This window comes from Streptomyces sp. NPDC006711, assembly GCF_042869775.1.
Classification (GTDB): domain Bacteria; phylum Actinomycetota; class Actinomycetes; order Streptomycetales; family Streptomycetaceae; genus Streptomyces.
Genome location: NZ_JBIAGO010000017.1, coordinates 86,228 through 112,494 on the forward strand (window position 1 = coordinate 86,228; position 26,267 = coordinate 112,494).

Sequence of the window (26,267 nt, forward strand, 5' to 3'; positions counted from 1 at the left end):
ACGACCGTAGGGCGCGGATGGCACCCCGGTATGGTCCACTCCCATGGTGAAATCCTGGGCCACTTCTCCGGAAACCCTCGGTGTCGATCTGCACATCGACGTGGGCGGCGCGGGCCTGCGCTCGGGCCTCATGGACGCGCTGCGCGAGGCCGTACGCACCGGACGGCTCGCGCCGGGCGCCCGGCTGCCCTCCTCGCGCACCCTCGCCGCCGACCTCGGTATCGCCCGCAACACGGTGGCCGACGCCTACGCCGAGCTGGTCGCCGAGGGCTGGCTCACCGCGCGCCAGGGCTCCGGCACCCGGGTCGCCCAGCGCTCGCGGGCGCGCCAGGACCGAGGCCACGCGCCGCGTCCCACCGCCCGGCGCAAGCCCGCGTACAACCTGATGGCGGGCTCGCCCGACCTCGCCTCCTTTCCGCGCGCCGAGTGGCTGAAGGCGGCCCGCCACGCGCTGACCGAGGCCCCGCACGAGGCCTTCGGCATCGGCGACCCGCGCGGCCGCATCGAGCTGCGTACGGCGCTCGCGGACTATCTGGCCCGGGCCCGCGGCGTGTACGCGTCGCCGGACCGCATCGTGGTGTGCTCGGGGTTCCTGCACGGCCTGATGCTGATGGCTTCGGTGCTGCGGGCGCGCCGGGTGCGGGAGGTGGCGGTCGAATCGTACGGGCTCGACTTCCACCGGAAGGCGCTGACCGACGCCGGCCTGCGCACGCCGCCGCTCGCGCTGGACGAACGGGGCACGCTCACCGAGGAGTTGGGGGAGCTGAAGGGCGCGGGGGCGGTGCTCATGACGCCGGCGCACCAGTTCCCGATCGGGCTTCCGCTGCCGCCCGACCGGCGTGCGGCGGCCGTCGACTGGGCGCGCGCCACCGGCGGCCTGATCGTGGAGGACGACTACGACGGCGAGTTCCGCTACGACCGCCAGCCCGTGGGCGCCCTGCAAGGACTCGACCCCGAGCACGTCGTCTACCTCGGCACCGCGAGCAAGGCCCTCGCGCCCGGGCTCCGGCTCGGCTGGATGGTGCTGCCCGCGCGTCTGGTCGAGGAGGTCGAGCGCGCCAAGTCCGCCACGAACGGGGACTGGGCGTGCGGCGCGCTCGACCAGCTCACGCTGGCGCGGTTCATCAGTTCCGGCGCGTACGACCGCCATGTGCGCACCATGCGGCTGCGCTACCGGCGCCGCCGCGACCAACTGGTGGCAGCCCTCGCCGAGCGCGCCCCCGACGTACGGGTCAGCGGCATCGCCGCCGGCCTGCACGCCCTGCTCGAACTGCCCCCCGGCACCGAACGCTCCGTGGTCCAGGGCGCCGCCTGGCAGAGCCTGGCCCTGGAGGGCCTTTCCCATTTCCGCCACCCCCAACTCCCGCCGGACCGCGACGCGTTGGTGGTCGGGTACGGGACACCCCCGGATTCGGGGTGGGCGGGGGCGCTGGACGCGCTGATGAGGGTGCTTCCGTGAGCCCCGTGGCGGGAAGAGCTAGGCCTCGGGCGGCGCGGGCGCCGTCTCCGGGGCCTCACCGAAGCGGGCCAGGGCCAGGGCGCCCGCCACCGCCACCGCGAAACCCGCGACCGCCAGCCAGCCGAGCCCCGCGCGGGTGTGGTCGCCCAGCCAGGCGACGCCGACCAGGGCCGGGCCGATGGTCTCACCGATGACCATGCCCGCCGTCGCCGTGGTGACCGAGCCGCGCGACAGGGCCGAGGTCAGCAGCAGGAATGCGGCGCCGCCGCCGGCCAGCAGCGCGTACAACGCCGGGTTCGTCAGGTCGAAGGGGTCGTCGATGAGGCGCACGGCCACCTCCACCACGCCGAACCCGCAGCCCGCGCCGAGCCCGAGCACCAGCGCCCTGGCGCGTCCCGGCAGCCTGCCGCCGGCCGCGCCTGCGACGAGGACCGCGGCGGCCACCCCGAGCAGCCACCAGCGCAGGGACACGGGGCCCGCCTCGTCGCCCTCCGCGCCGGAGGACAGGCCCAGCATGGCGAGCCCCGCGCAGACGACGCCGACCGCCGCCCACTCCGTACCGGAGAGCCTGACCCGCAGGATCCTGGCCGCGACCACCGCCGTCACCGCGAGCGAGGCGGCGAGCGCCGCGCCCACCGCGTAGATCGGCACCGACCGCAGCGCGATGACCTGGAAGACGAACCCGAGACCGTCCAGCGCGAGCCCCACGACGTAGCGCCACTGGCGCACGGCGCGCAGCAGCAGCGCCGCGTCCAAGCCCGAGCCCGCCCCCGACCCCGTACCGGGTTCGGCCGCACGCGTCGCGGCGGCCTGGAGGACGGTGGCCGTACCGAAGCAGAGCGCGGACGCGAGCGCGCAGATCATCCCGAACACAGGGGGACTGTAGTCGCAGGCCCGGCGGCCCTGCGAAAGCCCGGGGGTGGGGGCGGCGCGGGCCGGGAACTAGGGTGTGGCCGGAACGCGTCCCACCAGAGAGACCTGGCGGGGACAGGACAACACAGCAGGGCAACGAAGCAGGGCAACGAACCGACAGCGGGGGAGGTCGCGCGATGCGCAGGTTCAGGTCCACCACGGTGGTGCTCGGCGGCATGGGCGTGCTCGCCGCGACGCTCACGGCGTGCGGCAACGAGCCGGACCGGCGGTGCGCCGACCCGGTCACCTACAAGGAACTCCCGAAGTACCAGTGCAAGAGCGGCGGCTCGGGCCAGTACTACTACGGCGGGACCAGCCGCAACGGCAAGCTCTCCGGCGGTTCCTTCGACAAGTCCGGCGTCTCGCGCGGCGGATTCGGCCACGGCGGGTCCAGCGGCGGGTGAGCGCCGCGATGCCGTGACGCGGTGACGCCGCGGGCGGGGTGAGCGCGGGAACACCGTACGGAGGGATCGAGGGACCAGGGACATGGAACGCCATCGCATACAGCCGCGCCCCGACTGGCAGCGCACCGTCGAGGAGCAGGGCGTCATCTACCCTCTGACACGGCATCCCGACGACTCCCTGCACCCCTACTGGGACGAGAGCGCGTACTACTCCTTCACCGGGCCCGAGATCGAGGCGCTGGAGGAGACCGTCGAGGAGCTGCACGGCATGTGCCTGGCCGCGGCGGCCCACATCGTCGAGAAGGGGCGCTTCGCCGACCTCGGCATCATGGACGGCCGCCTCGCGGACCTGGTCGCCGAATCCTGGCGCAGACGGTCCGAACTCCCCTCCCTGTACGGCCGGTTCGACCTGCGGTACGACGGCACGGGCCCGGCCAAGATGCTGGAGTACAACGCCGACACCCCGACCTCGCTCGTCGAGGCGGCGAGCGCGCAGTGGTTCTGGATGGAGGACCGCTTCCCCGGCGCCGACCAGTGGAACTCGCTGCACGAACGCCTCGTCGACGCCTGGCGGCGACAGGCGCGGCTGCTGCCGCCGGGACCGGTGCACTTCGCCCACTCCGACGGCGACGAGCTCGGCGAGGACCTGATGACCGTCGCCTATCTGCGCGAGACCGCCGAGCAGGCGGGCCTGGACACGGAGGCGCTGTCGATGGAGACCATCGGCTGGGACAGCGTCACCGGCCGCTTCGTCGACGACCGGCTCCGCTTCATCCGCGCCTGCTTCAAGCTGTACCCGTGGGAGTGGCTGGCCTCGGACGCGTTCGGACCGCAGGTCCTCGACACCCTCGACAACGGTGGCGGCACGGGAACGACGTGCTGGATAGAACCGGCGTGGAAGATGCTGCTCTCCAACAAGGCGCTCCTGGCGGTGCTGTGGGAGCTCTACCCCGGCCACCCCCATCTGCTCCCCGCCTATCTGGACGGGCCGCGCGAGCTCGCCACGGGGCGGGGGTACGTGGCGAAACCCCTGCTCGGCCGCGAGGGCGCGGGCGTCACGCTGCACCCGCCCGGTTCCGGCCCGGCCCCCCGCCCCGAAGAGCCGTGCTGCTACCAGGAGTTGGCTCCGCTGCCCGACTTCGAAGGGAACCGGACCGTGCTCGGGGCCTGGGTCGTGGAGGACGAGGCGGCGGGGCTCGGCATCCGGGAGTCCGCGGGCCCGGTCACGGACGAGTACGCGCGGTTCGTGCCTCATCTGATCAGGTGACGCTTCCGGTCGGGTAGCGCGCCCGGTCGGTGGCGCATGCGGTCCGACGACGCCGGGCGGACCCTGCGCCCCCGCGTGCGCCCGCTGCCCCGTGTCATGCCTCGCAAGAAGCTGTGGGGAGGGTGTGGACGGGGCGCTGTGCGGGGTGGCGCGCCGCTACCATGTCCAGCCGGCGGGCGCCCGCGAACACCCCCTTCGCTCAAGCGGATTGGAACGCGGCGCACGCCCTCGTTCACGGGGGAGAAGAACATGACGCAGGCCCACGTGCCGCAGCAGGCCCAGCCGGCGGAGCCGGAGGCCGGTGGGCTGCCGCCGGTGCACCCCTCGCTCAGCGAGGCCACCCGGCTGATGGCAGCGGGCACCTACCTCGACGCCGAGTACCGCGACGCCGTCATCGACGAGCTGTACGTCCACGAGGAGCGGATCGTCGCGCCCTCGCTCGGCTTCGACGCGGCCCGCGTCCTCGCGCACGCGCTGCGCGCCCGGACCCTCGAACTCGCCTGGGCGCTCGGCATCCTGGCGCTGTGGTTGCTCAGCGTGGTCCTCACGCACTTCGTCATGCTCGTGCTGTTCGTGGTGCCCTCGCTCATCCTGGGCCTGGCCCGGCTGATCCGGGGCACCGCCCGCGTCGCCCCCTGGTACCGCACCGTGCCCGCCTTCCTGGCCCGGTGGTGGGCCCGCGCCGTGCTCGCCTTCTTCGCCGTCGCGGTCGTGATCTCCCTCTTCGGCGGATACGACTCATCGGACGGCTACGTGCCCGGCTACGAGGGCTCCCCGGGCTCCTACGGCGGCGCCTTCGGGCATTCGAGCGGCGCCGTCCCGTCGTACCTCACCGGCTCCGCCGAAGCGGTCGGCCCCGGCGCCTTCGACGTGGCAGACCGCGGCTTCAGCCCCGGATACGGCTGGGGGATACTGGCCTGCTTCGCGGTTCTCGCGCTCTGCGTCGCCCTGCGCCACGTCCAGTTCACCCGCGTCATGGCGGGCGAACTGTCCCCCGAAGGCTTCCAGGACTTCGCCGGTGACCCCGCCCAGAACAACGACAACGCGCGGCTCCAGCGGCTCAGCGCCCTGATCCGCGCCGAGCAGCACGCCCCGCTCGCGGTCTACCGCGCCGATGCCCCCTTCCGGGGCGCGGGCGACCCGCTCGACCCGTGGTCGGTCTCCATCCAGCTGCGCCCGCGCACGTCCCTGGACGAGCGCGCACCGGAACCGATCAGCAACGCCGAGATCCTGCGCATCGTCGAACCCCTCATCACGCGGCTGCGCGTCCCCGCGCCCACGGCGCCCGCCCAGGCCCTCGCCGTACGCGACCGGCTGCGCCAGCTCGAAGTGGCCGAGTACGTCTTCCTGCCGGTCGACGGGCTGCCCTCACGGGCCCGAGCCCCCTATGGCGAGGGTCAGTTCGAGCAGCACCGCGCGGCCGCGCTGGAAGAGGGCGGCGAGGCCCGCCGCCACTTCCTGCGGATCCGGGTCGGCGGCTGGGAGGAACACCTCGTCACCACCGTGTACGTCCGCGTCCACACCCAGGGCGGCATGCTGGTCCTGGAGATCGCGCCGCACGTCCTGGCCCCGCTGCGCGAGGACTTCATCCGCGCCGACCGCGTGGCCCACGCGTTCCGCTGCCGCACCCCGCTGGGGAAGGCGGCCTGGGCGCTGTGGCGCACGCCGGGCTCGCTGATGGCCTCCTTGCTCGTCGTGGGCCGGGCGGCCCGTTCCGGCTGGGTCCGGTTGTCCGGCGGGTACGGACGTGCGCTGCCCGACGGCCCCGCGTGCTCCGTGCGCGAGCTGGCCGCCGCGCCCGACACCTCGCTCTTCCAGGCGATGGACTGCCGCCGCTATGTGAAGTCCATCGAGGACCGGGTGACCAGCGGCGTACGCAGCGCCCTGTACGAAGCCGGCTACGACACCGGGCAGTTCGAGCAGAAGATCATCAACGTCACCCAGGGCGGAGTCATGATCGAGAACGCCCGGGGAGCGATCAGTGTCGGCGACCACAACACCGTCAAGAACGAGGGCTGAGATGAGCATGCCGGGTGACGACAGCGCGCAGCGCGACCACGCACACCGCGACCCCCAGCGGTCCGTGCACATCAGCGGGGTGACCGGCTCCGTCTCGGTCGGCGACCACAACACGGTGCACAGCGCCTACCACGCGGGCGGCGCCGACGACGAGGCGCACCGCCAACTCATGGAAGCCATCGTGCAGTTCAGGGCGGGCCTCGCCCAGCTCGTGGTCAACGACCGCACCCGCGTCCTGGACGCCGAACTCGCGGACGCCGAGGGCGAGATCCGTACCGAGGGCCGGGCCACGCCGGGCCGCCTGGCCCGGCTCGGCGACATCCTGGCGGGCGCGACCTCCCTCACCGGCCTGCTCGCCTCGGGCGAGACGCTGGTCCAGCGCGTCCACGACCTGATCGGGCGGTGAGAGCGAGGTGAGCGGCGGCAGAGGAGAGGTCCGCTGGAACGCGGCGACGCAGAAGTGGGAGCCCGTGACGGCCGCGCCCGAAGCGGCGCCGCCACCGGCCGCGCCACCCTCGTCCACGCCACCATCGGCCACACCGCCACCGGTCGCGCCCCCGCCCCTTCCGCCCCGGCCGCCGGGCGACGCGTTCGCGCCGGACGGATACGCCCCCGGGCCCCTCACCGAGCCGCTGCCGCCCCCGGGGCCGGGGCGCGTGGAGCCGGGGCGCCCGCGGCGGGTGCCCCTCGCCGTCGTCATCGCGATGGTCGTCGTCGCGGTGGCCGGCGCGGGCGGCGGCTACCTCCTTGCCCGTGGCGGGCACGGCGGCCCGAAGGTCACGCCCACCACGTCCGCGAGCGGTTCCACCTCAGACATCCCCGGCCGGGACGGCGGCGTGAAGGGCGGCCCGTCCGCTTCGGCCTCCCCCTCTCCCTCCCCGTCCCCGAGCGCGACCACCCCCGCCGGATACCGGCTCGCCCAGGACCCCCAGGGCTTCAGGCTCTATGTGCCGCAGGACTGGACCCGCGACGACCAGGGCACCAAGGGCGTCTTCTACAACTCCGCCGACCACAAGCGCCTGATCCAGGTGTACCGGGTCGGCGGGGCGGACCTTCGGCCCTATGACGCGCTCAAGCAGACCTCCGGCGAGCTCGCGCGCCAGCACCCCGACTACCAGGAGATCAGCCTGGCCGACGACGCCACCGTGCCCGGGATCGCGGGGCCGGTGGCGCGCCTGGTGTACGCCTACAACAACCAGGAGCTCGGCCACCGGCGCCAGGTGGTGGACTACGCCTTCCTGACGCCGGGCGGCACGCACTACGCCATTCTGTCCGCGGCCCCCGACGACGCCTGGCCGGAACAGGAGACCACCTTGAAGACGGCGCTCAGCGTGTTCTGCGCCGACTCCAACTGCCCCTCGATGCCGCCGGGTTGACGCGTGGCCGTCAGTGCTCGGCGAGCACCGCGCGCAGCTGGTCGAGCCCCCAGTCCAGGTCCTCCTTGCTGATGACCAGCGGCGGGGCGATCCGGATCGTCGAACCGTGGGTGTCCTTGACCAGGACCCCGCGGTCCATCAGCTTCTCCGAGATGACGCGCCCCGTCCCGTACGAGGGATGAATGTCCACGCCCGCCCACAGGCCGCGCCCCCGGACCGCCTCGACGGCGCCGGTGCCGGTCAGCAGGCCGAGCTCGTGGTGCAGATGGTCGCCGAGCTCGGTGGCGCGCTGCTGGTACTCGCCGGTGCGCAGCATCGCGATGACCTCAAGGGCGACCGCGCAGGCCAGCGGGTTCCCGCCGAACGTCGAGCCGTGCTCGCCCGGCCGGAACACGCCGAGCACGTCGCGGGAGGCGGCGACGGCGGAGACCGGGACCACGCCGCCGCCCAGCGCCTTGCCCAGGATGTACACGTCGGGGACCACGCCCTCGTGCTCGCACGCGAACGTCCTGCCGGTGCGGCCGAGCCCGGACTGGATCTCGTCGGCCATGAACAGCACGTTCCGCTCGCGCGTCAACTCCCGTACGCCCGCCAGGTATCCGGGCGCCGGAACCAGCACCCCGGCCTCGCCCTGGATGGGTTCGATCAGGACGGCCACGGTGGTGTCGGTGACGGCGGCCCGCATGGCGGTCAGGTCGCCGTACGGGACGATCTCGAAGCCCGGCGTGTAGGGGCCGTAGTCCGCGCGGGCCTCCGGGTCGGTGGAGAAGCTGACGATCGTGGTCGTACGGCCGTGGAAGTTGTTCCGGGCGACGACGATCTTCGCCTGGCCGTCCGGTACGCCCTTGACCTTGTACCCCCACTTGCGGGCGGTCTTCACCGCGGTCTCCACCGCCTCTGCCCCCGTGTTCATGGGCAGCACCATCTCCTTGCCGCACAACTCGGCAAGCTCCGAGCAGAATTGGGCGAACCGGTCGTGGTGGAAGGCTCTCGACGTGAGGGTGACGCGCTCCAGCTGGGCCTTGGCGGCGTCGATGAGACGGCGGTTGCCGTGGCCGAAGTTGAGCGCCGAGTAGCCGGCCAGCATGTCCAGGTAGCGCCGGCCCTCGACGTCCGTCATCCAGGCGCCCTCGGCGGATGCGACCACGACGGGCAGCGGATGGTAGGTGTGCGCACTGTGTGCCTCGGCGGAACGGATGGCGTCTTCGGTCGATGCGTGTGTCGACACGGGTTCTCCGATCGTCATGCGGCATGGGGCGTTGGTGGTGCCCTTTTCTATCGTCGCTCGGATGCCGGACGCGGAAACCTTGCCGCAGGGGTCGCCGGTAGGGTGTCCGGTACGCGCGGCGACTGGCGAGCGGGGAAGCGACCCCGGGGGAGCCGTGCGCGGCCTGCCGCAGAGGTGCCGCCCGCCTGGGCACCCCGGGAACCTGTCAACGGACCCGGAGGACGCCATGAGCCTTCCCCTTTCCCACCCCGCCCTGCTGAGCGCCGACCCCGAGCTCGCCTCGCTCGTCGCCGCCGAGGAACAGCTCCAGTCGGACACCCTGCGCCTGATACCCAGCGAGAACTACGTCTCGACGGCGGTTCTTGAGGCGTCGGGCACGGTGCTCCAGAACAAGTACAGCGAGGGCTATCCGGGGCGGCGCTACTACGAGGGCCAGCAGAACATCGACGAGATCGAGCGGCTCGCGGTGCTGCGGGCGAAGGCCCTGTTCGGCGTCGAGCACGCCAATGTGCAGCCGTACTCCGGCTCGCCGGCCAACCTCGCGGTGTACCTCGCCTTCGCCGAGCCGGGCGACACCGTGATGGGCATGGCCCTGCCGATGGGCGGCCACCTCACGCACGGCTGGGACGTCTCGGCGACCGGCCGGTGGTTCCGCGGCGTGCGGTACGGCGTGCGGGCCGACACGGGCCGTGTCGACCTGGACGAGGTGCGCGACCTCGCGCTCAAGGAGCGGCCCAAGGTGATCTTCTGCGGGGGTACGGCGCTGCCCCGCACGATCGACTTCGCCGCGTTCGCCGAGATCGCGCGGGAGGCGGGCGCGGTGCTCGTCGCGGACATCGCGCACATCGCGGGGCTGATCGCGGGCGGGGCGCACCCGTCCCCGGTGCCGTACGCCGATGTCGTCTCGACCACCACGCACAAGACCCTGCGGGGTCCGCGCGGGGCGATGCTGATGTGCCGCGAGGAGCACGCGAAGGCCATCGACAAGGCGGTCTTCCCCGGGCTCCAGGGCGGGCCGCACAACCAGACGACCGCGGCGATCGCCGTCGCGCTGCACGAGGCGGCGCAGCCGGCCTTCTGCGCGTACGCCCATCAGGTGGTGGCCAACGCGAAGGCGCTCGCGGACGCGCTCCTCGCGCGGGGCTTCGATCTGGTGTCCGGCGGCACGGACAACCATCTGATCCTGATGGACCTCACCTCGCGTGACGTCTCCGGCAAGATCGCGGCGAAGGGGCTCGACCGGGCGGGGATCGTCGTCAACTACAACACCGTCCCCTACGACCCCCGGAAGCCTTTCGATCCGTCCGGGATCCGGATCGGGACGCCGGCCCTGACGTCGCGGGGGCTGGGGGTCGAGCACATGCCGCTGGTGGCGGAGTGGATCGACCGGGGCGTCACGGCGGCCCGGGCCGCCGACGAGCCGGCCCTCGCGGCGATCCGGGCCGAGGTCACGACCCTCCTGACCCCCCACCCAGCCCCAGCCCTCGTCCACGCCTGAAGGGTGCTCGTCCTCAATCGCCGGACGGGCTAGGTGTGTGCATATGCGCCAGGGCCGAGTAGTCAGGGGCGCGGGGAACTGCGCGCTCAGCCACGCACGGTCGGCAGCCGAGGCCCTTGGGGCTCCGCCCCAGACCCCGTTCGCGCCTGAAGGGCGCTCGTCCTCAATCGCCGGACGGGCTGGGTATGCCCATGCGGGCCCGCACCAAATGCTCAGCGGCATGGGCTGAGGTTGCCCATGCGGGCCCGCACCAGCCCCGCCAGGGGCGCGGGGAACTGCGCGCTCAGCCACGCACGGTCGGCAGCCGAGGCCCCTGGGGCTCCGCCCCAGACCCCGTTCGCGCCTGAAGGGCGCTCGTCCTCAATCGCCGGACGGGCTAGGGATGTGCATACGGGCCAGCGTCGAGTAGTCAGGGGCGCGGGGAACTGCGCGGCCAGCCACCCACGGTCCGCAGCCGGGGCCCCTGGGGCTCCGCCCCAGACCCCGTTCGCGCCTTAAGGGCGCTCGTCCTCAAATTCCCCCAAGGCCTTAAGGGCCAGGGGGGACCCCCATGACGGGCTAGGTATGCGCACAGGGGCCAGCACCAGGGGACCTGTGGGGGCGGTCACAAGTGTGGGGTTTCCGGGGGAGCGCGCGCACCTGAGAGAATGATGGGCATGGCCTCCACTCGCCCGCCCGTCACCCCCAGCCACCCGCAGGGAAACGGCTCCGCCACGCCGCAGCGCCCACGCGTGCTCTCCGGAATCCAGCCCACCGCGGGCTCGTTCCACCTCGGCAACTACCTCGGCGCGGTCCGCCAGTGGGTGTCGTTGCAGGAGTCGCACGACGCGTTCTACATGGTCGTGGACCTCCACGCGATCACCGTCCCGCAGGACCCGGCCGAGCTCCGCGCCAACACCCGGCTCGCCGCCGCGCAGCTGCTCGCCGCCGGTCTCGACCCGGAGCGCTGCACGCTGTTCATCCAGAGCCACGTGCCCGAGCACGCCCAGCTCGCCTGGATCATGAACTGCCTGGCCGGTTTCGGCGAGGCCAGCCGGATGACCCAGTTCAAGGACAAGTCGGCCAAGCAGGGCGCGGGCAACGCGACCGTGGGCCTGTTCACGTACCCGATCCTCCAGGTCGCGGACATCCTCCTGTACCAGGCCCACCAGGTCCCGGTCGGCGAGGACCAGCGCCAGCACATCGAGCTCACCCGTGACCTCGCCGAGCGCTTCAACGGCCGCTTCGGCGACACGTTCACCGTCCCGGAGCCGTACATCCTCAAGGAGACGGCGAAGATCTACGACCTCCAGGAGCCGTCGATCAAGATGAGCAAGTCGGCCTCGACGCCGAAGGGGCTCATCAACCTGCTCGACGAGCCGAAGACGACGGCCAAGAAGGTCAAGAGCGCGGTCACCGACACGGACACGGTGATCAAGTACGACACCGAGAACAAGCCGGGTGTCTCCAACCTGCTGACCATCTACTCGACGCTGACCGGCCGCACGATCGCCGAGCTCGAAGCGGACTACGAGGGCAAGATGTACGGCGCGCTCAAGACCGACCTCGCCGAGGTGATGGTGGAGTTCGTCACCCCCTTCCGCACCCGTACGCAGCAGTATCTGGACGACCCCGAGTCGCTGGACGCGCTGCTCGCCAAGGGCGCGGAGAAGGCCCGCGCGGTCGCCGCCGAGACGCTGGCGACGGCGTACGACAAGGTCGGCATGCTGCCCGCCAAGCACTGACACCGCCCCGGGCGCGCCCCTGACCGGCCACGCTCCGGCCACCGCCACGCCGGTGTGGCCGGGGCCCGGCCCCGGCCTCTGGTCAGGGGGCGCCGGGGCCGTCACACTGCACACCAGCAACCACCACAGCACGGAGGAGAACGACGTGGGGACCGTAACGCTCGGCGTTTCGATCGCGGTCCCGGAGCCTTACGGCAGCCTGCTCCAGGAGCGGCGCGCGGGCTTCGGTGACCCCGCCGCGCACGGCATCCCCACGCACATCACGCTGCTGCCGCCGCACGAGGTCGAGCCGGAGTGCCTGCCGGAGATCGAGGCGCATCTGGCCTCGGTCGCGGCCGCGGGCCGCGCGTTCACGATGCGCCTCGCCGGCACGGGCACCTTCCGCCCGCTCTCGCCGGTCGTCTTCGTCAAGGTCAGCGAGGGCGCGGGCGAGTGCGCGTGGCTCCAGCAGCGGGTGCGGGACGAGGCGGGCCCGCTGGTGCGCGAGCTCCAGTTCCCCTACCACCCCCACGTCACGGTGGCGCACGGCATCTCGGAGGAGGCGATGGACCTGGCGTACGCGTCCCTCGCCCGGTTCTCCGCGTCCTGGACGTGCGGCGGGTTCGCCCTCTACGAGCAGGGCGCCGACGGGGTGTGGCGCAAGCTGCGCGACTTCCCCTTCGGCATCGGGGCGCTCGGCGTCCCGGCCCAGGGCGTCTGCCTGGACCACCCCTCGCTGCGTTAGCGCGGCCTACACCGGCAGCCGCCGGAACACCCCGCGCGGCACGTGCCGCAGCGCCGACATCACCACCCGCAGCGCCCCCGGCACCCACACCAGCTCCGAGCGCCTGCGCAGCCCCGTCTCGATGGCCAGGGCCACCGCCTCCGGCGTGGTGGCGAGCGGCGCCTCGGCCAGGCCCGCCGTCATCTTCGTACGGACGAATCCGGGGCGTACGACCATGACGTGCACCCCGCTGCCGTGCAGCGCGTCGCCGAGGCCCTGCGCGAACGCGTCGAGGCCGGCCTTGCTCGACCCGTAGATGAAGTTGCCGCGCCGGGCGCGTTCGCCGGCCACCGACGACAGCACGACCAGCGAGCCGTGGCCCTGGGCCTGGAGGGCCTTGGCGCAGATGAGCCCGGCCGATACCGCGCCGGTGTAGTTGGTGCCCGCGACCCGCACCGCCGCCATCGGCTCGCTCTCGTCGCGGGTCTGGTCGCCGAGCACCCCGAACGCGAGCAGCACCATGTCGATGTCGCCCTCGGCGAAGACCTTCCCGAGCGCGACCTCGTGCGCGGCGCAGTCCAGCGCGTCGAAGTCGAGCGTGCGCACGTCCGCGCCGAGGCGGCGCAGACCGGCCGCCGCCGAGTCCAGCGCGGGTGAGGAGCGCCCCGCGAGCCAGACCGTGCGGGTGCGCCGGGCCACCAGCCGGCGGGCGGTGGCGAGGGCGATCTCGGATGTGCCGCCGAGCACGAGCAGCGACTGCGGGGTGCCGAACGCGTCCTTCATCAGGGCTCCTTGGGGGGATGGGGTCGGGGGAGAGGGGTGCGCGTCACAGGCCCAGGCGCCGGCTCAGGTCGGACGTGAAGACGCCGCGCGGGTCCAACTCTGCCCGCAGTGCCCGGAATTGGGGCAGCAGCGGATACATGCGTGCCACCAGCTCCGGGCGCAGCCGCGCGTCCTTGGCCAGGTAGACGCGCCCGCCCGCGCCCGCCACGTCCTCGTCGAGTTCGTCCAGGAGGGCGCCGAGGCCCGGCAGGTTGGCGGGGATGTCCAGGGCCAGCGTCCAGCCGGGGAGGGGGAAGGACAGCCAGCCGGGGTCGGCCTCGCCGAAGCGTTTCAGGACGGCGAGGAAGGAGGGGCAGCCGTGCCGGGAGATGCGCCGCACGATGGCCCGCAGGGCGTCCTCCTGTCCGTACCCGACGACGAACTGGTACTGCACGAAGCCGCCGCGCCCGTAGACGCGGTTCCAGTGCGGCACCCCGTCGAGCGGGTGGAAGAACGCCGGAATGGGCTGGAGCTCGCCCGTGCGGTGCCTGGGCGCCCTGCGGTACCAGTACTCGTTGAACGCCGCCACACTGGAGCGGCCGAGCAGCCCTTCGGGCAGGAAGGACGGCGCGGCCGGCAGCCGGCGGGGCCGGAAGGCGAGCGGGGTGCGGGCGGCGCGGGGCGGCAGCATGTCGAGCGGCGCGTGCTCGCCCCGGGTCAGTACCGAGCGCCCCATCGCGGCACCCCGCGCGAGCAGGTCGATCCACGCCACCGAGTAGCGGTAGCGATGGTCCCCCGCTTCGAGCCGCGTCATCAAGTCGTCCAGGTCGACCGCGCGTTCGGTGTCCACGGCCATCAACGACGTCTGGACGGGGTGCAGTTGGAGGGTGGCGCGCAGGATCACGCCCGTCAGGCCCATGCCGCCGGCCGTCGCCTCGAAGAGCTCGCTGTCCGCGGTGACGGTGCGTACCGTGCCGTCCGCCAGGAGCAGTTCCAGGGCGCGGACATGGCGGGTGAAGGAGCCGGAGACATGGTGGTTCTTGCCGTGGATGTCGGCGCCGATCGCGCCGCCGACCGTGACGTAGCGGGTGCCGGGGGTGACGGGGACGAACCAGCCGAGCGGCAGCAGCACCTCCATCAGGCGGTGCAGGCTCACGCCCGCGTCGCAGACGACGACGCCCGCCTCGACGTCCAGGGTGCGGATGCGGTCGAGTCCGGTCATGTCGAGGACCGCGCCGCCCGCGTTCTGCGCGGCGTCCCCGTACGCCCGGCCGAGGCCCCGGGCGATCGTGCCGCGCGCCCCGCACGCCCGCACGGCGTCCGCCGCCTCCTCGTAGGTGCGCGGGCGCAGCAGGCGGGCGGCGGTGGGGGCGGTGCGGCCCCAGCCGCTCACGGACGTCGGCGGGCCGGGGGGCGCGGGCACGGGCGCCGTGTCGGGTGACGTGTCGGGGGACATGAATGTGACCGTATCGCCTCTCTCGTCCCCTTTGTCTTAGTTACGCGCGGTTGTCTTGGCGGCGCCCGCCCGGCCTGCCGTACGCGCGCGTGCCTGCGTTCGGGGTGCGTAAGTCACTCACCCCGATAATCACTCAGCGAAACGGGTGATTGCCCGGGTGTCAGCCCCATTTGTCCCGTATTCGTCCCCTCGGGCGCAGGAGAGTCGCCGGTGGCCTGGGCCAGTTGGCGGGCCGACGTCAGGGAAGAGGGGTGGCAGATGCACAAGCCGTCGTACGCCGACGCCGAGCGGCGGCTCCTGGCCGCGCTGCGCGACTGCGCCAGGGACCCACGGGTGGCCGCCGGCGCCCGCGCGCTGTCCTTCGCCGGGGAGCACGGCGCGCTCTGGCTGGCGGCCGGGCTCGCCGGGGCCGTGGCCGACCGGCACCGGCGAGCCGCCTGGCTGCGGGCGACCGCCCTGGTCGCGGGGGCCCACCTCGCCAGCATGGGCGTCAAACGCGTGGTGCGCAGGCCCCGGCCGCTCCTGGCGGGGGCCGAGCCCCTGGTGCGTACCGAGGGGCGGCACTCCTTTCCCAGCTCGCACGCCAGCTCGGCGGCGGCCGCCGCCGTCGCCTACGGGGCCCTGCGCCCGGTGGGCGCGCGTCTCGTGCCGCCGCTCGCCGCCGCCGTGTGCGTGTCCCGTCTGGTCGCCGGGGTCCACTATCCGAGCGACATCGCGGCGGGCGCCCTGCTCGGCGGTGTCACCGCGCGGGCCGGCGCGGCCTGGATGCGCGGGCCGCTCGAAGGGAGCCGCCGATGACCGAGCCAGGCGTGGTCATCCTCGACGAATCCGGCGCGGGCGCGGGCGCGGCGACGGCCCCTCGGCGCCTGCTCGCGCTACCGGGCGCCCTCGTGCGCACCGCGCGCCCCCGCCAGTGGATCAAGAACCTGCTCGTGGTGGCCGCGCCCGCCGCCGCCGGACGGCTGCGCGACCCGCACGTCCTGGCCCAACTCGCCCTGGTCTTCTGCCTGTTCACCGCTGCGGCCGCCGCCGTCTACCTCATCAACGACGCCCGCGACGCCGAGGCCGACCGCGCCCACCCCGACAAGCGCCACCGCCCGGTCGCGGCGGGCCTGGTACCGGTGGGCGCCGCCTACGCCACCGGCGCCGTCCTCGCCGTGCTCGCGCCGCTGTGCGCCGCGCTGACCTGCAACGCGATGACGGCCGCGCTCCTGTCCGCGTACCTGGTCATGCAGTTCGCGTACTGCGTCAAGCTCAAACACGTCCTCGTCGTCGATCTGGTCGTGGTCACCAGCGGCTTCCTGATGCGGGCGATGACCGGCGGCGTCGCGCTCGGCATCCCGCTCTCGCGCTGGTTCCTGATCACCGCCGGGTTCGGCGCGCTGTTCATGGTCTCCGCCAAGCGCTACTCCGAAGCCCTGAGGATGGAGGGCAAGGGCGCGGCGACCCGCGCGCTGCTCGACGCCTACACCACCGGCTATCTGCGCTTCGTGTGGCAGCTCGCCGCCGGCGTCGCCGTCCTCGCCTACTGCATGTGGGCGCTGGAGGCGGGCGGGGTGGTCAAGGGGTCGCTGCTGCCCTGGCGCCAGCTGTCGATGGTCCCCTTCACCGGGGCGATCCTGCGCTACGCCGTCTTCGCCGACCGGGGCAGCGCGGGCGCGCCCGAGGACGTCGTCCTGCACGACCGCGCGCTCGCGGTCATCGGCCTGTCCTGGATCGCCCTGTACGCGCTCGCGGTGGCGGGCCTGTGAGCGTCACCAGGTCCGAGGTGATCGGGTTCGCGCTGGCCGGGATCTGCGCGTACGCCGTGGACCTCGGGCTCTTCGTGTGGCTGCGCTCCGGGCTCGGCTGGGACCCGGTCACCGCCAAGTCCCTCTCGTTCGTGGCCGGTTGCACCCTCGCCTACCTCGGCAACGCGTTCGGCACCTACCGGGGCCGCCGCGCCGGGCGGCGTGCCTACGCCGTGTTCCTCGCCGTGAACCTCGCGGGCGCCCTCGTCCAGCTGCTGTGCATCGCCGTGACGCACTACGGCCTCGGCCTCACCTCCGCGCGCGCCGACACCCTCTCGGGCGCCGTCCTCGGCATGGCGCTCGCCACCTGCCTGCGCTTCTGGGGGACGAGAACCCTGGTCTTCGGCGCGGCCCCCGACGCCGGGCGCGGCGCCAGGACGCCCGACGACACGCCCCGGGCTCGGGGACACGGCGGGGCCGGAGAGGGTAGTCGTACGTCATGGACTGGCTGAAGAAACTCCCCGTCGTCGGGCCCTGGATCACCCGTCTCACGCGGACGCACGTCTGGCGCTCCTACGAACGGCTCGACCGGGTCTCCTGGGCGAGGCTGGCCGCCGCCATCACGTTCATCAGCTTCCTCGCCCTGTTCCCGCTGCTCACCGTCGGCGCCGCCGTCGCGGCCGCGCTGCTGTCCACCGGCCAGGTGGACAAGCTCCAGAACACCATCGCCGAACAGGTCCCGGGCATCTCCGACCAGCTGGACCTGAAGGCGCTCATCGACAACGCGGGCACCGTCGGCGTCGTCGCGGGCGCCCTGCTGCTGTTCACCGGCATCGGCTGGGTCTCCCAGATGCGCGGCTGTCTGCGCGTGGTGTGGGAGGTCCCGGAGAACGAGGAGGGCGAGAACCCCGTCCTGCGCAAGCTCAAGGACGGCGGTGTGCTGCTCGGCCTCGGCGGCGCGGGCCTCGCCTCCTGGGCCGCGTCCTCCGTCGGCTCCACCGCGGTCGGCTGGACCGCCGCACGGCTCGGCATCGACGAGGGCGGCGTGGGCGGGGTGTTCCTGCGCGTCGCCGCGATCGCCGTCGCCGTCCTCGCCGACTTCCTGCTCCTGCTGTACGTCCTGACCCTGCTGCCCGGAGTGAGCCCGCCGCGCCGGCGCCTGATGGTGGCCGCGCTGCTCGGCGCGGTCGGCTTCGAACTCCTCAAGATGCTGCTCGGCGGCTATATGAAGGGCGTCGCCGCCAAGAGCATGTACGGGGCGTTCGGGGTGCCCATCGCGCTGCTCCTGTGGATCAACTTCACGGCGAAGTTGCTCCTGTTCTGCGCGGCGTGGACGGCCACCCCTTCCAAGGAGGACGACCCGGCGCTCTCGGCGGACCCCGGAATCAGCGCCGCCGGAGCGGCCGGCGACGGTTGATCAGGAAGAGCGCGCCCGCGACGACGACGAGCGCCCCGCCCGCGATCCCGAGCGCGATGCCCGCGCCGCCGCTCTCGCCCTTGGCGGCGGCCGCCTGCCCGGGCCTGCTCCTGGCGCCGCCCTGCGCGCCGGCGCTCGCGGTGTCCTTGACGGTCTTGGCCGTCGCGTTCTTCGGCGCGATCAGCTCACCGACCGGAGTGACCCTGCCGTGCGCCGCGAATCCCCAGTCCAGCAGGCGCGCCGCCTCCTTGTAGACGGCCTGGCTCTCCCGGGCCCCGGGGTTCATGACGGTGACGAGCAGCACCTTGCCGTCCCGCTCGGCCACGCCGGTGAACGTGGCGCCCGCGTTGGTGGTGTTGCCGTTCTTGACGCCCGCGATGCCCTTGTACGGGTTGAGCCCGAAGTCGCCGGTGAGCAGCCGGTTGGTGTTCTGGATGTCCACCATCTCGCGCTTCTTGTCCTTGTTCTCGGGGCCGGGGAACTTCGCGGTCGCGGTCGCGCAGTACTCGCGGAAGTCCTTGTTCTGCAACCCCGCCCGGGCGAACAGCGTCAGATCGTAGGCGCTGGAGACCTGGCCCGGCATGTCGTAGCCGTCCGGCGAGACGACCTGGGTGTCCAGGGCCTGGAGCTTGTCGGCCTCGGCCTGCATGTCCTGGACGGTCTTGGCCACGCCGCCGTTCATCGAGGACAGCACGTGCACGGCGTCGTTGCCCGAGCGCAGGAACACGCCGAGCCACAGATCACGCACCGAGTACGACAGGTTGGCCTTGACGCCGACCAGGCTGCTGCCCGCGCCGAGCCCGTCGAGGTCCTTCGGCACGACCAGGTGTTCCTGGTCCCGGGGGAACCTGGGCAGCACGGTGTCGGCGAAGAGCATCTTCAGGGTGGAGGCGGGCGGCAGGCGCCAGTGCGCGTTGTGCGCGGCGAGCACCTGGCCGCTCTCGGCGTCCGCGACGATCCAGGACCGTCCGGTCACGTCCTTGGGCAGCACCGGCGCGCCCGCGCCGAGCCGCACCTGGGTCCCCGGCTCGCCCAGCAGGTCCCCGCCGACCTTCGACATGCCGGCCGGGGGCGCGTCCTCGCGCCGGCCGGGGCCCGCCGACGGGGCCGGCTTGTCGTCCCCGGGCAGCGCGGCGGCGGGAACCGACGGCAGCACGGCGGCGCACAGGGCGGCGGACAGGACGAGCCCGGCGGCCCGCTTCGGCACGCGGGGAGGCGCGGCCGGGACGTATGGACGCGGGGCGCTCTGGTTCACGTTCACGGGAGGCACGTCCGAGAACGTACAGGCCCTCGACCACCGATCCGATCATCGTACGGATGACCCGCCGACGACTCCCACCCACCCGGAGGTGCCGGGCGGCCGGCGTCGATACTGGAGCCATGAAACTCAGCCGCCCCCTCTCCTGGTTCCTGCTCGCCTTCGGCGCGTGGAGCTGGGTCATCTGGACCACGTTTGTGAAGAACCTGTGGGCGGACGCCAGTGGCCTCGCGTTCGACGCCGCCGGTGATCCGACCGCCTACTTCTGGGTCCACCTGCTGCTCGCCATCTCCTCGTTCCTCCTTGGCACGGCCGTCGGCGCGATCGGCCTCGTCTCGCTGCGCCGCCTCCGGCGTGAGCGGATGGTCACGGAGAGTTCCGTCACGCTCGGCTAACGAGTCCCTGTGAGGAAATGGTTGTCTCTTCCACAATGTGAAGGCCGTGTGATTGGGTGAGGCTCATCACGGGCGCCGTGTGAGGACTCCGCGCGCCCGGCCAGGGTGGGGCGTTCCGAGGAGAGCACGGCGATGCGGTCGATCCGTATGCGATGGGTGGCAATGGGCGCGGCCGTGGTGGTCGCGGGCGTGGGCGGCTGGCAGCTGCTGCCCTCCGGCCAGGAGAAGAAGGACCCCATCGTCGTCGGCACCACCGACGTGATCACCTCCCTCGACCCGGCGGGCGCCTACGACGCCGGTTCCTGGGCGATCTACAACAACGTCTACCAGTCGCTGCTCACCTTCCGGGAGGGCAGCTCGACGCCGGTCCCGGACGCCGCGCAGAGCTGCGCCTTCGTCGGGCAGAAGCTCCAGACGTACCAGTGCGTGCTCCGTGACGACCTCACCTTCTCCAGTGGGCACAAGATCACTGCCGAGGACGTGAAGTTCTCCTTCGACCGGATCGTCAAGATCGGCTCGAACCTCGGGCCCGGGCCGCTGTTCTCCGTGCTCGGCTCGGTCCAGGCCGAGGGGAACACGGTGACCTTCAACCTGAAGACGAAGGACGCGACCTTCCCCTCCAAGCTCGCCACGGGCGCCGGCTCCATCGTCGACAGCGGCCAGTACCCGGCGGACGCGCTGCGCAAGGGCGACTCGGTGACCGGTTCGGGTCCCTATCTGCTCAAGGCGTACACGAAGGACTCCTCGGGGCACCCGGTCAGCGCGCGCCTTGAACCCAACCCCCAGTACAGGGGTGCGGTGACCAGGAAGGGCCTGCCCATCACGGTCCGCTACTTCGCCGAGGCCGACCAGCTCAACGACGCCTGGCAGGCCAAGCAGGTCGACGTCACCCACCGCGAGATGCCCCCCGCGGTCCTCGCCAAGCTCTCGCCGGGGCCCGATCTGCGGATCACCACCTCGCCCGGGTACGACATCCGGGAGATCAACTTCAATCTGAAGTCGTCGAGCCCGGTCGCCAAGACCAAGGTGCGTCAGGCCGCCGCCGCCCTCATCGACCGGGGGGCGCTGGCCAAGTCCGTCTACAGCGGCACCGTCGAACCGCTCTACTCGATGATCCCGCAGGGCTTCACCGGCCACAGCACCGCGTTCTTCGACGCCTACCCGCAGCCCGACCCGGCCAGGGCCAGGACCCTGCTCAAGGGCGAGCAGCTGCCGGTCCGCTTCGATCTGGCCTACCGCAAACTCGGCGCGGACGGCGCGGAGGCCGAGGAGATCAAGCGGCAACTGGAGAAGGACGGCCTGTTCAAGGTCGATCTGATCGCCGAGGCCGACTGGCCGAAGATGCAGCAGAATTACGCCGAGGGCAGGTACGACGCGTACACGGCGGGCTGGCTCGCCGACTTCCCCGACCCCGACAACTTCAGCCAGCCGCTCGTCGGCACCGGCAACAGCCTCCACAACAACTACTCCGACAAGACGGCCGACGAACTCATCCGCCAGACCCAGGAGTACACCGACCGCGGCCGGACCGCCGACGATTTCAAGGCACTTCAGGAGAAGGTCGCCGATGACGTGCCGCTGATCCCGCTGTGGCAGGGCAAGAACTACGTCCTCGGCAACAAGGACGTCAGCGGTTCGCAGTACCTGTCGGACGGCACGGGCGTGTGGCGGCTGTGGGAGCTGGGCTGGATCTGAGCCCGAGTGCCCCCCAGCCCGGTGGGCGGCCCGGGTGCGGCCCTGGCGATGGAACCGGTGCGGCCCCTGGGACGGTGGTGAACCCCCGGGGTTGACCCAAAGGGCTTCTGTCCAAGGGGCCACCGGTTCTGCTCCATTGACCGCGCCCGGACGCGCTGCTTCCGTCGAAGGATGCGCCTTTCCCGCCGTACGCTCCTGAGTTCGCTCGCCGGATCGGCCCTCGCCGTCGGGGCGGCCGCCGGGACCGGGCCCGCAGCCCAGGCCCTCGCCGCGCCAGCCGATGCCGCGACCGCCGAGGCCGCGCCCGGCCCCGCCGCGCGGGCGCTGGCCCGGCTGCTGCCCCGCCACGCGGACCAGGTCACCTTCCGCGCCCTGGCCCCCGCCGCCGGCCGCGACCGCTTCCGCGTCTCGGGCGGGGCCGGGCGCATCCTGGTGGAGGGCAGCACCCCGGCCGTCCAGCTCACCGGATTCCACTGGTACGCGCGCCGTGTCGCCCGCGCCCACATCTCCTGGGCGGGCGAACAGACCGCGCTGCCCGCCACTCTGCCGCCGGTGCCCGCGCCGCTGGCCAGAACGGCCGACGTCACCCACCGCTTCGCCTTCAACGACACCAACGACGGCTACACCGGCCCCTTCCACGACTGGGCTTACTGGGAGCGCGAGCTCGACGTCCTGGCCCTGCACGGCTACAACGACGTGCTGGTCTACCTCGGCGCGGACACCGTCTACCACCGCACCTTCCTGGAGCACGGCTACGACGACGCGGAGCTGCGCGCCTGGATCCCCGGGCCCGCGCACCAGCCCTGGTGGCTGCTCCAGAACATGTCCGGCTTCGGCGGCCCTGTCTCGTCCCAACTCCTGGAGGAGCGCGCCGAGTTGGCGCGGCGCGTGGTGGCCAGGCTGCGCGAGCTCGGCATGAACCCGGTGCTGCCCGGCTACTTCGGGACCGTCCCGCCCGGCTTCGCCGACCGCGAACCCGGCGCGCGCGTGGTGCCCCAGGGCACCTGGGGCGGCTTCGCCCGGCCCGACTGGCTCGACCCGCGCACCGACGCCTTCGACCGCGTCGCCGAGACCTTCTACCGCGTACAGGACGAGCTGCTGGGCGCCGCCCCGATGTACAAGATGGACCTGCTGCACGAGGGCGGCACCCCCGGCGACGTCCCCGTCGGGGAGGCCGCCCGGGCCGTCGAGGCGGCGCTGCGCGCGGCGCACCCCGAAGCGCTGTGGAGCATCCTGGGCTGGCAGAACAACCCGCAGCGCGCCATCATCGAGGCCGTCGACCGGTCGAAACTGTTCATCGTCGACGGGCTCTCCGACCACTACCCCTCCGTCACCGACCGCGAGAAGACGTGGCTGGACACGCCGTACGCCTTCGGCTCCATCTGGAACTTCGGCGGGCACACGGTGATGGGCGCCAACACCCCCGACTGGGCCACGCTGTACGAGAAGTGGCGCACCAAGGAGGGCAGCGCGCTTGACGGCATCGCGCTCATGCCGGAGGGCGCCGACAACAACCCCGCCGCGTTCGCCCTCTTCTCCGACCTGCCCTGGACCGAGGGTCCCCTGGACCTCGGCGACTGGTTCCGCCAGTGGCCGCGCTACCGGTACGGCGGCGACGACGCGCACGCGGCACAGGCGTGGGACGTGCTGCGCCGCACCGCCTACGGCACCACCCGCGCCGACTCCTGGAGCGAGGGCGCGGACGGCCTGTTCGGCGCCCGCCCCGACCTGCACGCCCTGACCGCCTCCTACTGGTCGCCGACCCAACTGCGTTACGACGCAGCAGAGTTCGCGCGGGCGCTGCCCGCCCTCCTGGCCGTGACCCCGGCCCTGCGGACCTCGTCCGCCTACCGCTACGACCTGATGGACGTGGCCCGCCAGGTCCTCTCCAACCGCTCCCGGCTGCTGCTGCCCGCCCTCCGCGCCGCCTACGAGGCCAAGGACGAGAAGGAGTTCGCACGTCTGACGGGGGAGTGGCTGCGCGACCTCGGTCTGCTGGAGCGCGTCGTGGCGACCGACCGGGGCCACCTCGTGGGCCGCTGGATCGCGGACGCGCGGTCGTGGGGCGACACCGCGCAGGACAAGGACCGCCTGGAGTACGACGCGTTGTCGCTGCTCACGGTGTGGGGTCCTCGCCGGTCCGCCGAGGAGGGCCATCTGCGGGACTACGCCAACCGGGAGTGGTCGGGTCTGGTCGGCGGCCTCTACACACTGCGCTGGCGCACGTACTTCACCACCCTGTCCGCCGCCCTGAGCACCGGCGGCGCCCCGGTCCCGGTGGACTGGTACGCCCTGGAGGACCAGTGGCTGCGCACCCACCCCCCGTTCGCGACCGAGCCCCGGGGCGACATCGTGAAGGTGGCGGTCGAGGTGAGCCGGGCACTCGGCCTGTGAGGCGGCGCCCATGGGGCCCGGACGCGCGCGGCACCTCGCGTCCGGCCACCGGCTCAGTGGAAGCCGAGCATGCCGGGTGAGTCGATGTCGACCGTCACCACGCCCGGCGGGTAGGCGTCCTCGTCGCCGGTCAACAGGATCGACATGCCGGTGAACTCGGCACGCGGGAGCGCGCAGTAGAGCGCGTGACAGGTGTCGGGGCCGCCGTATCCGTCGCGGAGCATGGTGCCGACGCTGACAGAGGCGATGGTGTCGAGTGTGTCCACGCTCACGGATGAGAAGGCCAAGACCTTACGGGAGAGGCCGGCGTCCTCGGCTTCGGCCCGCATGAGACACAGGGCCGGAACGTTGAGGCGGTCACCGGGGGTGCCGGCCATGTTCCCGGCGAGCAGGCTCAGGGCTCTGTGGCCGTCGGCGAGCGCCTTGACGGCGCTGGTGTCGAGGATGATCACGCGGCGCCGGCCCGGGCCGCACGCGCCTTCTCCGCAGCGATCTTGTAGATGTTGCCGAGAACATCGGGGGCTCGGTCGAACTCGTCGTCACTCAGTCCCACGCCCAGCAGCTGTCGTACCGCCTCGCGGTCCGCGGCCAGGCGCTCCGCGCGCTGGGCGGCCGTCGGCTGATCGGCCGCCAACGCCTCGACCAGCTGGCCCAGGGTCATCCCGCGCTCCCGTGCCAGCTCGGCGAGGTGGTCCCGAGTCTCCCGACGCACCTGAATCGTCGTGGTCGTCATAGCGGAACTATAGCGCTCCTACGGAGCGGCCGAGGTGTCCTGGGGCTGCTGGGAGCGGCCCGCCTCGCGGTTCTCGCGGTTCTCGCGCGTCTTGCGGGCGGCGGCCGCCTGGGACATGCCGGGGAGGAAGTCGGTGAACAGCTCGTGCACCTCGCGCACGAGGGGGCGCAGCACTCGGAACCGGGCCAGCGCGACGCCCCGGGTGGTGAGCCCCGCGCCGCGTGCCGCGAGGCGGTAGCTGCGCTCGCGCCCGGGCGAGCGGTCGAAGACCCAGTACAGGACGAGTCCCATCTGGGACAGCCACATCAACTCGGGCAGGATGTCGGCGAGTTCGGCCGGCACCTTGGTCTTCGTGCCGGCCAGCACCTCGCGGTGCACGGAGATCGCGGCCTGGCGCGCGTGCTCGGACTCGGTGGAGAACGGGCTGAGCGGACTGTCCGGGTCCGCCGCGTTCTTGAAGAACTGCGCCGCGAATTCGTGGTACGGCGACGCGATGTCGAGCCAGGCCCGCAGCACCCCGGCCAGCCGTGCCTCCAGGCCGGTCTCGGTGTCGAGGACCTGGCGCACGGCGGCCTGGTGCTGGGCGGCGATCCGGTCGTAGAAGCCCTGGATCAGGTGTTCCTTGCCGGCGAAGTAGTAGTACGCGTTGCCGACCGAGACCCCGGCCTCCTGGGCGATGGCCCGCATGGTGGTCTTGTCGTACCCCCGCTCCTGGAAGAGCCGCATCGCGGTCTCCAGGATCAGGGTGCGGGTCTGCTCGCCCTTGGCGGGGCGCGGCCCGTCCCCGTCGCGTGCGCTCTCGTCGGGCGCGTTCTGTGCTGGCACGGCACGAGCCTAATCGGACCCGGGCCGGCCCGGCGGCGAGGGTTCAGACGCGCACGCGCGGCAGCCCGGTCACGCTCATGACCAGGGAGTAGAGGGAGGTGTTGGCGGTGATGAACAGGCGGTTGTTCTTGGGGCCGCCGAAGGTGATGTTGGAGACGGGCTCGGGGACGCGCAGCCGTCCGATGAGGGTGCCGTCGGGGTCGTAGCAGTGCACGCCGCCCGCCATGGCGGCCGCCCAGAGCCGCCCGCCGTCGTCGAAGCGGATGTTGTCGAACCGGCTGACGTCGTCGGCGGTCTCGGCGAAGACCTTGCCGTCGCCGAGCGTGCCGTCCGCCCGCACGTCGAAGACGCGGATCACGCCGCCCCGGGTGTCGGACACGTACAACTGGGACTCGTCGGGCGAGAACACCAGCCCGTTGGGCGCCTCGAACCCGTCCGCGACGAGCCGTACCTCGCCGCTCGCGGGGTCGGCCCGGTAGATGTGGCATCCGTCGAGCTCGGGCTCGGCGCGGATGCCCTCGTAGTCGCTGGTGATGCCGAAGTCGGGGTCGGAGAACCAGACGGACCCGTCGGAGTGGACGACCGCGTCGTTGGGGGAGTTGAACCGCTTGCCCCCGAAGTGGTCGGCGATCACGGTGACGCGCCCGTCGGGCTCGGTGCGGGTGACCCGGCGGTTGCCCTGCTCGCAGGTGATGAGCCGGCCCTCGCGGTCGAGGGTGTTGCCGTTGGGGTGCCCGGCCGGGGAGCGGAACAGCGAGACCGCGCCGGTCGCCTCGTCCCAGCGCAGCATCCGGTCGTTGGGGATGTCGCTCCAGATGAACTGCCGCCAGGCCGGCAGGTAGAGCGGCCCCTCGGCCCAGCGGCAGCCGTCGTGCAGGGTCTCCAGCCGGTCGTCCCCCGCGGCGCACCGCCCGGTGCGGAACCGCTCGTCAAGGATCTCGTACAACGGAGTGCGGAGCTGATCGGACACAATTTCCCCTAGGTGCTGTGACGCCGAACCACATTCGATCGA

At 72.5% G+C, this 26,267-nt stretch carries 25 protein-coding genes; 16 read left to right on the plus strand and 9 right to left on the minus strand.

The window, feature by feature from the left end; genetic code table 11:
• Positions 1 to 43: 43 nt before the first annotated feature.
• Entirely contained in the window at positions 44 to 1,459 is a 1,416-nt protein-coding gene (locus tag ACFYM2_RS27690) for a PLP-dependent aminotransferase family protein (protein ID WP_388839971.1), read from the plus strand.
• Between the two features lie 18 nt (positions 1,460 to 1,477).
• Here ACFYM2_RS27690 and ACFYM2_RS27695 read toward each other — a convergent pair whose 3' ends face one another.
• On the minus strand, positions 1,478 to 2,323 hold the full coding sequence (locus ACFYM2_RS27695) for a hypothetical protein (RefSeq protein WP_388840082.1): 846 nt from the start codon (positions 2,321 to 2,323) through the stop codon (positions 1,478 to 1,480).
• A 185-nt stretch (positions 2,324 to 2,508) separates the two neighbouring features.
• On the opposite strand from ACFYM2_RS27695, the gene ACFYM2_RS27700 reads away from it, so the two are divergent.
• The 5 genes from ACFYM2_RS27700 (at position 2,509) to ACFYM2_RS27720 (ending at position 7,437) form a co-directional block, all read left to right on the plus strand.
• Complete coding sequence (locus ACFYM2_RS27700) at positions 2,509 to 2,775, plus strand: hypothetical protein (protein WP_359002229.1); 267 nt, start codon at positions 2,509 to 2,511, stop codon at positions 2,773 to 2,775.
• Between the two features lie 82 nt (positions 2,776 to 2,857).
• On the plus strand, positions 2,858 to 4,042 hold the full coding sequence (locus ACFYM2_RS27705; RefSeq protein ID WP_359002227.1) for a glutathionylspermidine synthase family protein: 1,185 nt from the start codon (positions 2,858 to 2,860) through the stop codon (positions 4,040 to 4,042).
• Between the two features lie 249 nt (positions 4,043 to 4,291).
• A complete protein-coding gene (locus ACFYM2_RS27710) occupies positions 4,292 to 6,061 on the plus strand; it encodes a hypothetical protein (protein ID WP_388839975.1) in 1,770 nt (589 codons plus the stop codon).
• Position 6,062: 1 nt separating this feature from the next.
• Entirely contained in the window at positions 6,063 to 6,467 is a 405-nt protein-coding gene (locus ACFYM2_RS27715) for a hypothetical protein (RefSeq protein WP_359002223.1), read from the plus strand.
• 7 nt (positions 6,468 to 6,474) lie between these two features.
• On the plus strand, positions 6,475 to 7,437 hold the full coding sequence (locus ACFYM2_RS27720; RefSeq protein WP_359002221.1) for a hypothetical protein: 963 nt from the start codon (positions 6,475 to 6,477) through the stop codon (positions 7,435 to 7,437).
• A 10-nt stretch (positions 7,438 to 7,447) separates the two neighbouring features.
• Here ACFYM2_RS27720 and rocD read toward each other — a convergent pair whose 3' ends face one another.
• On the minus strand, positions 7,448 to 8,683 hold the full coding sequence (gene rocD, locus ACFYM2_RS27725; RefSeq protein ID WP_388839978.1) for an ornithine--oxo-acid transaminase: 1,236 nt from the start codon (positions 8,681 to 8,683) through the stop codon (positions 7,448 to 7,450).
• Positions 8,684 to 8,891: 208 nt separating this feature from the next.
• On the opposite strand from rocD, the gene glyA reads away from it, so the two are divergent.
• The 3 genes from glyA to ACFYM2_RS27740 all read left to right on the plus strand — a co-directional run bounded on the left by glyA (position 8,892) and on the right by ACFYM2_RS27740 (position 12,611).
• Complete coding sequence (gene glyA / locus ACFYM2_RS27730; protein WP_388839981.1) at positions 8,892 to 10,163, plus strand: serine hydroxymethyltransferase; 1,272 nt, start codon at positions 8,892 to 8,894, stop codon at positions 10,161 to 10,163.
• Between the two features lie 656 nt (positions 10,164 to 10,819).
• Positions 10,820 to 11,887 carry a tryptophan--tRNA ligase gene (gene trpS / locus ACFYM2_RS27735; protein WP_388839984.1) on the plus strand — a complete coding sequence of 356 codons (1,068 nt, stop codon included), beginning with the start codon at positions 10,820 to 10,822 and terminating at the stop codon, positions 11,885 to 11,887.
• 145 nt (positions 11,888 to 12,032) lie between these two features.
• Positions 12,033 to 12,611 carry a 2'-5' RNA ligase family protein gene (locus ACFYM2_RS27740; protein ID WP_359003644.1) on the plus strand — a complete coding sequence of 193 codons (579 nt, stop codon included), beginning with the start codon at positions 12,033 to 12,035 and terminating at the stop codon, positions 12,609 to 12,611.
• A 6-nt stretch (positions 12,612 to 12,617) separates the two neighbouring features.
• Here ACFYM2_RS27740 and ACFYM2_RS27745 read toward each other — a convergent pair whose 3' ends face one another.
• Positions 12,618 to 13,373 (minus strand): decaprenylphospho-beta-D-erythro-pentofuranosid-2-ulose 2-reductase, encoded by a 756-nt coding sequence (locus ACFYM2_RS27745; RefSeq protein WP_388460066.1) that lies wholly within the window; start codon positions 13,371 to 13,373, stop codon positions 12,618 to 12,620.
• 43 nt (positions 13,374 to 13,416) lie between these two features.
• Complete coding sequence (locus ACFYM2_RS27750) at positions 13,417 to 14,808, minus strand: FAD-binding protein (RefSeq protein WP_388839987.1); 1,392 nt, start codon at positions 14,806 to 14,808, stop codon at positions 13,417 to 13,419.
• Between the two features lie 258 nt (positions 14,809 to 15,066).
• Here ACFYM2_RS27750 and ACFYM2_RS27755 point away from each other — a divergent pair, with 258 nt between their 5' ends.
• From ACFYM2_RS27755 to ACFYM2_RS27770, 4 genes are read left to right on the plus strand one after another with little or no spacing between them, the layout of a single operon-like run.
• Complete coding sequence (locus ACFYM2_RS27755) at positions 15,067 to 15,606, plus strand: phosphatase PAP2 family protein (RefSeq protein ID WP_388840085.1); 540 nt, start codon at positions 15,067 to 15,069, stop codon at positions 15,604 to 15,606.
• Entirely contained in the window at positions 15,603 to 16,559 is a 957-nt protein-coding gene (locus ACFYM2_RS27760) for a decaprenyl-phosphate phosphoribosyltransferase (RefSeq protein WP_388839990.1), read from the plus strand. The genes ACFYM2_RS27755 and ACFYM2_RS27760 overlap by 4 nt, the downstream gene beginning before the upstream one ends.
• Positions 16,556 to 17,050 carry a GtrA family protein gene (locus ACFYM2_RS27765; RefSeq protein WP_359003632.1) on the plus strand — a complete coding sequence of 165 codons (495 nt, stop codon included), beginning with the start codon at positions 16,556 to 16,558 and terminating at the stop codon, positions 17,048 to 17,050. Before ACFYM2_RS27760 ends, ACFYM2_RS27765 begins: the two co-directional genes overlap by 4 nt.
• Positions 17,038 to 17,955 (plus strand): YihY/virulence factor BrkB family protein, encoded by a 918-nt coding sequence (locus tag ACFYM2_RS27770; RefSeq protein WP_388460070.1) that lies wholly within the window; start codon positions 17,038 to 17,040, stop codon positions 17,953 to 17,955. The genes ACFYM2_RS27765 and ACFYM2_RS27770 overlap by 13 nt, the downstream gene beginning before the upstream one ends.
• Here ACFYM2_RS27770 and ACFYM2_RS27775 read toward each other — a convergent pair.
• Positions 17,924 to 19,216: a D-alanyl-D-alanine carboxypeptidase family protein gene (locus ACFYM2_RS27775; protein WP_388840088.1), complete on the minus strand. Its 1,293-nt coding sequence runs from the start codon at positions 19,214 to 19,216 to the stop codon at positions 17,924 to 17,926. The two genes, ACFYM2_RS27770 and ACFYM2_RS27775, sit on opposite strands and share 32 nt — an antisense overlap.
• Before the next feature lie 119 nt (positions 19,217 to 19,335).
• On the opposite strand from ACFYM2_RS27775, the gene ACFYM2_RS27780 reads away from it, so the two are divergent.
• The 3 genes from ACFYM2_RS27780 to ACFYM2_RS27790 all read left to right on the plus strand — a co-directional run bounded on the left by ACFYM2_RS27780 (position 19,336) and on the right by ACFYM2_RS27790 (position 23,697).
• On the plus strand, positions 19,336 to 19,608 hold the full coding sequence (locus ACFYM2_RS27780; RefSeq protein ID WP_359003627.1) for an SCO4848 family membrane protein: 273 nt from the start codon (positions 19,336 to 19,338) through the stop codon (positions 19,606 to 19,608).
• Positions 19,609 to 19,740: 132 nt separating this feature from the next.
• The gene (locus ACFYM2_RS27785; RefSeq protein WP_388839994.1) at positions 19,741 to 21,303 is read left to right on the plus strand and encodes an ABC transporter substrate-binding protein; all 1,563 of its coding nucleotides are present in this window, start codon (positions 19,741 to 19,743) and stop codon (positions 21,301 to 21,303) included.
• Positions 21,304 to 21,474: 171 nt separating this feature from the next.
• Entirely contained in the window at positions 21,475 to 23,697 is a 2,223-nt protein-coding gene (locus tag ACFYM2_RS27790; protein ID WP_388839997.1) for an alpha-N-acetylglucosaminidase, read from the plus strand.
• A 53-nt stretch (positions 23,698 to 23,750) separates the two neighbouring features.
• On the opposite strand, the gene ACFYM2_RS27795 is transcribed toward ACFYM2_RS27790, so the two are convergent.
• The 4 genes from ACFYM2_RS27795 to ACFYM2_RS27810 all read right to left on the minus strand — a co-directional run bounded on the left by ACFYM2_RS27795 (position 23,751) and on the right by ACFYM2_RS27810 (position 26,225).
• Positions 23,751 to 24,149 (minus strand): hypothetical protein, encoded by a 399-nt coding sequence (locus tag ACFYM2_RS27795; protein WP_388840000.1) that lies wholly within the window; start codon positions 24,147 to 24,149, stop codon positions 23,751 to 23,753.
• Positions 24,146 to 24,430: a hypothetical protein gene (locus ACFYM2_RS27800; RefSeq protein ID WP_359003615.1), complete on the minus strand. Its 285-nt coding sequence runs from the start codon at positions 24,428 to 24,430 to the stop codon at positions 24,146 to 24,148. The genes ACFYM2_RS27795 and ACFYM2_RS27800 overlap by 4 nt, the downstream gene beginning before the upstream one ends.
• Before the next feature lie 18 nt (positions 24,431 to 24,448).
• Positions 24,449 to 25,156, minus strand: coding sequence for a TetR family transcriptional regulator (locus ACFYM2_RS27805; protein WP_388840091.1), 708 nt, complete (start codon positions 25,154 to 25,156; stop codon positions 24,449 to 24,451).
• A 142-nt stretch (positions 25,157 to 25,298) separates the two neighbouring features.
• A complete protein-coding gene (locus ACFYM2_RS27810; protein ID WP_359003612.1) occupies positions 25,299 to 26,225 on the minus strand; it encodes an SMP-30/gluconolactonase/LRE family protein in 927 nt (308 codons plus the stop codon).
• Positions 26,226 to 26,267: the final 42 nt, after the last annotated feature.